This is a genomic window from Kitasatospora sp. NPDC007106 (assembly GCF_040634455.1).
Taxonomy (GTDB): domain Bacteria; phylum Actinomycetota; class Actinomycetes; order Streptomycetales; family Streptomycetaceae; genus Kitasatospora; species Kitasatospora arboriphila.
The window spans coordinates 1-7,106 of sequence record NZ_JBEYFP010000293.1 but is presented as its reverse complement, the minus strand read 5'-3'; the positions used below and the strand labels follow the sequence as shown (position 1 = coordinate 7,106).

The window sequence follows — 7,106 nt, the reverse complement described above, 5'->3', positions numbered from 1 at the left end:
CCCCGACCCCGGGGCCGGGGCGGCCGTTCGACCGGGGTTCAGGCCTGGTGGCCGTTCACACCGGCGTGCCGCTGAGGCTCGGCGGGCGGCTTGAGGAGCGACCAGGGCACGGGGACCACCGGTCCCCGCCCGCCCGGCCGCTCGGCGGCCGGGGCGGTCACGGGCGGCTCCGCGGGCACCACGGTGTCGGCCACCGGTCCCCCGGCGGGCGCGGCCTGCCCCCGAGCGGCCCGCTTCTCCGCGAGCTTCTGCGCGACGAGCCGCTCCAGGGCGTCGGAGTCGACCGTCGGCGCCTCGGCCGCAGGCTGCACCGGCGTCGACACCGGTGCCTCCGCGGCACGGCGCTCGGCGGCGGCCGGACGGACGCCCCCGCCGTCGGACGACACCGTCCGGCGTTCACCGAGCTTGCGCTCCCACAGCTCGTCGACGGCCTGCTGCTGGCGGGTCTCCTGCTCGTTGGCGTGCCGCCGGGTCTCCAGGTCGATCTCCATGCGGCGCCGCGCGGCGTGCGCCCGGATCTCGTGCAGCTCGGTCTTGAGCCGCTCGGACGCCGCCTCCTCGCGGACCCGCATCTCGTCCGTGTGGATCCGCTCCGCCGACACGGTCTCGTTCTCCACGAGACGGTCGTAGGCGGTCGCTCCGCTGAAGAACTTCACCAGGACCGGCATGCAGTCGATCAGGACGAAGAAGACCCGGACGAGCCAGCTCGCCGCGCCGATGAAGCCGCTCCGGCCGGCCAGTGCGAACAGCGCGTCGAACCGGTCGCCGAGGCCGACCGGGGCACCCGGCTGGTCCTCCTGCTTCAACCGCTCGTCGATCCGCCGGACGAGCAGGTTCTGGAAGTCCGACTCCGTCCCGGCCCGGCCCTTCGAGGCCTCGGTGATCGCACGGTCGAGCTCGGCGAGCTGCCGCTGCTGGTCCTCGACCGGGTGCGCGGCCACGAAGTTCCGCACGGCCTCCTGGTCGTACTGGCACGCCGGACCGTTCCCGGCCCGGCCGGTGAGGCCCCGGCCCTCGGTGCCGTTGCACTCCTCGTTGACCGTCTGCCGCAGCCCGGCGAGGGTCTTCTGGTCCTCGGCGATCCCCGTCCGCAGCTGTTCGGCCTGCGACCGCAGCTGGTCCAGCTTCCTGGAGACGGCACCGAGCTCCCCGGAGAGGCCGAGGTCCCGGTCGGCGCAGTCGGCGCCGGCGGGCTGCGACGCATCGGCGGCGCCCGGCGGACGGTTGCACGCCAGCAGCTCCTGGCGCAGGTGGTCCAGGTGTTGCTGCCGGTCCTGGGCCACCACGGACAGCACCGACGGCTCGAAGATCCGCAGCACGATCGGCTCCGCGATGAGGAAGCCGAAGAAGCAGGCGATGACGAGCCGGGGTGCCAGGACCGAGGCGCGGGTGCGCCAGCGGGAACCGCCGGAGCTCGACACCAGCCAGCGGTCCAGGCACAGCACGAACACGGCCCAGCCGAGTGCCGCGAGGACGAACCACGGCCGGACCCCGCCGATGATCTCCTCGAGCGCGAAGAACATCGAGAACCCGCCGATGGCCGCGGTGCACACCATGACGGCGCCCAGCGCGCTGTACCGGGCCCGCTCGGTGCGGACGCGGGCGAGCAGTTCCTCGTCCACGCCGGTCAGCACCCGCAGCCGGCGGCCGGCGGCCCCGGGGCCCGGATCAGTCGAAGAGGTCGTTCTCGTCGGGAGGATTCTCATCGTTCTCCTTCCTGGGCCGCGCGCCGGCGAGGGCGGAGACCTCCTGGCCGCCCCGGGTGATCCGCCGGTCGGCGGCGGACGGGCCGCCGACCGGACGGGTGATCTGGTCGACCAGGCTGTCCACCAGCCGCTGGGCGTCCACGAAGTCGAGCTGCTTGTTCTCGTTGAGGATCTGCAGCGCCTGCATGATGTGGTCGCGGGCGGTGGCCTCGTCCTCGCGCGACGCCCGGATGGCCTCCCCGAGCCCGTACTCGCCGCGCACCAGGCCGAGCGCCGTCAGCGCGTCGGGGCCCTGCCGGACGAGGGACGTCATCCGGCCGATCTCCGCGTCCTCGCCGCGGCTGCGCAGCGCGGCGATCTGCTGCTCCCAGGTCTCGTTCCGCACGGCCACCGCCTGGGTGCGCAGGTCCGTCGGGGTGTCGACCTCGGCCAGCCGGAAGGTGACCGACAGACCGGGCGCGTCCTCGTACGGGAGCAGCTGGCAGTACGCCTCGACCCGGGCCTCCACCAGCTCCCGGACTTCGGTGATCTGGGAGACCCGGTAGCTGCTGCCGATGTTCAGCAGCTTCCCGTCCCGGCGGACGTAGCGGCGGAGTTCGCCGGCGAGGTCCACGGCGCCGTTCTGGGCCGCGATGTCGGCGCGGACCACGGTGGCCTGGAAGACCACGTGGATGTCGAAGCTGTCCGCCGGGTCGGCGGACGGGACGTTGAGCTCGACGACGATCGTCCTCGGACGCAGGTCGACCACGCTCACCGAGGTCGCTTCGAGCAGTTCCTCCTCGGCCCCGGTGAGCCGGTGGCCGACGTCCATCTCGACGCACCGCCCTCCGACGTGCAGGACGAGGGCGGTGCCGGGCTTGCGTTCGGGCAGGTCGGAGAGCGGACGGCGGCGGGCGGTCAGAAACCTCTTCGGAACGGCTTCGAGAAGCCTCTCCTGAATGACTGGGTACGGTCGTTCCACGGCGTGATTCCCGGTGTTCGGTCAACGGAGGGACGGGTGGGCCGGCCTGTCGGCGCGGCTGTCGAGAAAGGCCTTGAGGACGCTGTGCGACACCTCGGGGTCCCACCGCGGCTGGGTGAGCGCCCGGGCGACGACCTGGTAGGCGTCCGGGGGGAGCCTGGGCAGCAGTTCGGCGCCCAGGCGGGCGGCGGCCGAGGACGGACCGCCGCGCTGTTCGAGGGAGTGCAGGGTGCGGCGCAGCACGGTGACGGCTTCCAGCCGGTGCGGGCCGCTGTGGATCGCCGTGGCCCACACCTCGGCGATCGACGCGATGTCGACCGGCCGTTCCTGGACGACCCGGGCGACCACCGGGACGTCCGAGTCGGGCAGCGGCATGGCGAACACCGACAGCACGGTGGTGAGGGCCGTCCGCCGGTCCGTGGCGTCGGCCCCGGGGCGCAGCAGCGGCCGCACCTTGCTCAGCAGGAACCGCGGGACGGCGCTCGACCCGGAGGCGGCGTCCGCCTCCACGCCGAGCAGGTGCCCGAGCGCCCGTTGGGCGAAAGGCCGGATCCTGTCGCCGCGCAGCGAGAGCACCCACAGCCAGCGCAGCGCCTCGGACAGGTAGCGCTGGCCGAGGACGCCGCCGAGGGCCACGGCCGCCGTCATGGCGCGCTGCTGTCCCCTGTTCCGGGCCCAGCCGACCGCGGTCTGCAGGGCGAGCGGCGCGAGCAGGTCGTCCTGCGCCATCGCCCACAGCACGCCGACGGCGGTGAAGCGCTGCGGGAGCCGGCCGGCGGCCCAGCCGTCGAGGTGGACGGTCACCTCGGCGGGGTTGCAGCGGCACAGTGCCGCGAGACCCCGGGCGACGGCGAAGTGCTCCGGGCCGAGGGGCCGCTGCACCACGCCGGCCAGCCAGGCGCGGACGGGGTCCCACAGTTCGGTGCCGTACCGGCGGAACAGCTCGGCCATGAACAGCTGCTGCTGGTGCCCGGTGCGGAAGGCGGGCCGGTGCTCCGAGCCGAACGGGCGGTCGGACGCCTCCTCCGCGAGGAACTCGCCCAGCCCCGACTCGGCGATCAGGGTGGCCCTGGTCTGCGGGAACGGCGCCGCCTCCGCCGGATCCGACGGGGCCGGCGCTTCGGCGCCCAGGTGGGCGGTGATCAGGCGGTCCAGTTCGTCGGAGAGCCGCTCGAAGCCGTGCAGCCCGACGCCGGAGAAGAACGCCAGGGTCGCCACGGCGGCGAGGGTCCGGCGGGTGGGCGCCGCGCCGTCGAACCAGGCCTGCACCCGGGCGGCGTCGTTGTCGGCGACCGCGGCGAGCGCGGCGTCGACGCCGTCGATCAGGCCTTCGGCGAGCTCCACGATGCGGGCGGGCCGGGCGAGTTGGCGTGCCCGGTCGGTGAGCCTGGCCAGGTCGTCGGCGTCCAGCCGCGGGCAGGCCAGCCGGTCCAGGCAGTGCGCGAGCAGGCGTTCCGGGTCCACGGTCGTCCACGGCACGGTGAACTGCGGCAGGTGGCGGACGGCGGCGCTGCCGCGTGCCGCCGTGATGACCAGGCGGGAGCGCGCGGACCGCAGGCGTCCGGACAGCTGCTCGGCGTCGAACAGCGTGGCCGAGGCGCCCTCGCCGCCGGCCGGCGACCAGTCCTGCACCACGTAGACCGTGCCGGCCTTGAAGCCGGTGTCGGCGAGTTCCTCCAGCGTGCGGGTCGGCGGCAGGCGCAGGATCTCGCCGTCGGCCGCCCGGAACTGGTGCGCCAGCATGGTCGAGCCGGCGGCCCGGCCGGTCCCCTCCACCCCGGTGAGGATCACCAGGTGGCGGTCGCGCAGGACGCCGGCCGCGACCGGGTGGGCGTCCGGCGGCAGGTAGCACCGCTCGACCCTGGCGATCTCCAGGGTCGCGACCTTGCCGCTGCGGCGGCCGGACCGGGCGGCCGTGGCAATACCGACGGTTCCCTCGACGACGACCTGGCCGTAGAAGTTGTTGATGTTCTGGAGTACCTGCGCCTCGTCCGGTTCCGACGGGTCGGTGTCGGTCTCCGCCGGCGCCGGCTCCTGCGCCGGGGGTGTCCGCGCGGCCTCCGGCGCGCCGTCCGGACGGTCCGGCCCTGGGTCTGGCGCCGGCTCGGCGGGCCGGTCGGTGCCGCTCACCGGAGGTTCCCGCCGCCCAGGTTGATGCCGATCACTCCGGCCTCGACCGGGCCGTGGAAGGTGTTCTGCACCTGGGCCCGCAGGGGTTCGGCGGCCGGCGCGTCGGCCGTGCTCCGCGGTGCGCCGCCGTCCCGGGCCTGCGGGGCCGCCGGGTCCGGCGCGGTCGGCCGGCTCCGCCGGAAGAGGCGGATCCACGCCGCGCCGGTGTAGTCCCTCAGCTCGAGCCCGACCCGGAGGAAGTCGGACGGCCGGGTGGAGACGTGCCGGTTGGCCACGATGTCCGTGAAGACCCGGTCGGACAGCACCAGGGCGAGGTCCGCGTCGGGCGTCCCCTCCAGTGCGGCCTTCAGCTCGTCGCTGTTGAGCAGGCGCGCCGCGACGACCGCCGCCTGGCCCGCGAAGCCGGTGTCCGAGGGGTACGCCACGCCGAAGTGCGCGGCGGCCCGGAGCCGGAGCCGGAACTCGGGGAGCCGGCTGTGGTTGTGGCGGTCGAGGGCGGCGTCGAGCTCACGCATGAAGTCGTCGACGATCCGCGGCTCCGGCTGGTCCTGGGGGACGAGGGAGAACTCGCAGTCCCCCTGGTACTGGCACGTCCAGCGGCTGCGGTCGAGCCCTGCGGCCAGCGCCGCGCGGTCGAGCAGTCCGAGCAGGGTCTTCTGCAGCTCGTCCTGGCCGACCGCGTCGTGACCGCTGTAGCCCTTGGCGTCCACACCGAGGACCAGATGCCGCGCGAAGCGGTCCTTGTCGTTCACTGTTCTCCTTCCACCGCGCCCGCGATCGGGCCGCCAGGGCGCGGCAACACGTTTCCACGCAGGCGGAGGCACGTTTCCCGCCCAGGCGGGAAAGACGGATTCAGCCCTGCGCCCCGCGGAGCGACCGCGGGTCCTTGACCACGAGCGCCCGTCGCCGGCGCTCGACGAGGCCGCGTTCCTCCAGGACGCGCAGCACCTTCTCGACCGTGCGGACCGAGACGGAGGCGAGCGACGCCAGGTCGGCCTGGGTGCATTCCGGGCCGACGACCCAGCCCGTGCCGGGGGTCGGCCCGTAGACGTCGGCCACGTCGGCGAGGGTGTGCGCGATCCGGGCCGGCGCGGCCAGCGCCCCGAACTCAGCCCGCCGCTCGTTGGCGGCCCTGAGCCGGTGGGTCACCGTCTCGGCCACGGCCGTCGCGGCCGCGGGGTGCGCGGCCAGGAAGCGGGTGAAGGCGTCGGCCGGGACGACCCGGGCCCGCACCACCGTGGCGGCCGCGACCCTCGCCGAGCGCGGCATCCCGGTCAGGAAGGCCATCTCGCCCAGCAGGTCCCCGCCCGCCCGCAGTGCCAGCACGCTTTCGTACCCCGGCGCCGCGGATCCGACGACCTTGGCAAGGCCGGACAGCAGGAGCACGAGGTGCCTGCTGTCGTCACCGTGGTCCAGGATGGTCTCTCCTCGCCGAAAGACGCGCTCCCGGCCCGCTCGCAGGAGGTCCTGCTCCGCGGTCCGCTCGAGCGTGCCCAGGAAGCTCCGGTCGGGCCAGACGGGTCGGTCCTCCGGCACAACCCCTCCCGCCCGGCACGCACGGGACCCGTCACGGGGCCCATGCCGCCATCAAGTGGCTTGCCGGGAAGCAACTCTGACACACTTTCGGACGACTTCGGGGCGACTCCGGCGAAGTCGCCCCGACCGGGCCGCGGGGCACCTGCGGCGCCTCCTCGGAGGTTCCGCCCCGACCGCTGCCGGGCAGGTACGGTGCACCGTGTCGCGCCGACCGGGAGGGGACGGCGGGCCGGCCGATGCGCACGTCGTGCCCGGCACGAGGGGGAAGGGGATCGACATGCAAGCAGGTGCACCCGCCGAAGGTCCGGTCGCGGCGGTGGCCGCCGCCGACTCCGGCAGCGTGGGACACGCGTGGCGGGTTCTGGACGGCGTCACCGCGTCCATCAACCAGGCCGACACCAAGGCCGGCGTCGTCCTGGCGGCGGCCGGTGTGCTGGGCGGCGTGCTGTTCAACCTGGTCGGCGGCGGGAAGGGACCGGGAGCGTGGGCGGTGTCCGCGACGGTGGTCGCCGCCGTGCTGGTCCTGGCCGCGGCCGGCTGCGCGGGGGCGGCGCTGTATCCGCGCCGACGCGGGGAGGGCGCCGCGTCGAGCCTGATCTACTTCGACCACATCGTCCGCAGCGGTGCGACGGCCGACGGCCTGGCGCAGCCGCTGGCCGGACTGCTCGCGGACCCCGCCGCGCTGACCGCGCAGATCGCCGGGCAGGTGTGGGCGAACGCCCGGATCGCGGGCACCAAGTTCGACTGGGTCGACCGGGCGGTGCGGCTGCTGC

Annotated in this window: 6 protein-coding genes; 1 reads left to right on the top strand and 5 read right to left on the bottom strand. The window is 74.6% G+C overall.

From position 1 onward, the window contains the following. Positions 1-38: 38 nt before the first annotated feature. The 5 genes from ABZ641_RS21190 to ABZ641_RS21170 all read right to left on the bottom strand — a co-directional run bounded on the left by ABZ641_RS21190 (position 39) and on the right by ABZ641_RS21170 (position 6,333). Entirely contained in the window at positions 39-1,706 is a 1,668-nt protein-coding gene (locus ABZ641_RS21190) for a DUF4407 domain-containing protein (RefSeq protein ID WP_359983885.1), read from the bottom strand. Further along, complete coding sequence (locus ABZ641_RS21185; protein ID WP_359983882.1) at positions 1,669-2,667, bottom strand: hypothetical protein; 999 nt, start codon at positions 2,665-2,667, stop codon at positions 1,669-1,671. The genes ABZ641_RS21190 and ABZ641_RS21185 overlap by 38 nt, the downstream gene beginning before the upstream one ends. 21 nt (positions 2,668-2,688) lie before the next feature. Next, on the bottom strand, positions 2,689-4,797 hold the full coding sequence (locus tag ABZ641_RS21180) for a hypothetical protein (RefSeq protein ID WP_359983880.1): 2,109 nt from the start codon (positions 4,795-4,797) through the stop codon (positions 2,689-2,691). Further along, positions 4,794-5,549, bottom strand: a complete 756-nt coding sequence (locus ABZ641_RS21175; protein WP_359983877.1) for a hypothetical protein — start codon at positions 5,547-5,549, stop codon at positions 4,794-4,796. Before ABZ641_RS21175 ends, ABZ641_RS21180 begins: the two co-directional genes overlap by 4 nt. Positions 5,550-5,649: 100 nt before the next feature. After that, on the bottom strand, positions 5,650-6,333 hold the full coding sequence (locus ABZ641_RS21170) for a Crp/Fnr family transcriptional regulator (protein WP_359983874.1): 684 nt from the start codon (positions 6,331-6,333) through the stop codon (positions 5,650-5,652). A gap of 277 nt (positions 6,334-6,610) precedes the next feature. Between ABZ641_RS21170 and ABZ641_RS21165 the strand changes: the two genes are divergently transcribed. Continuing rightward, the coding region (locus ABZ641_RS21165) for a Pycsar system effector family protein (RefSeq protein ID WP_359983871.1) at positions 6,611-7,106 on the top strand (496 nt) is incomplete at its 3' end.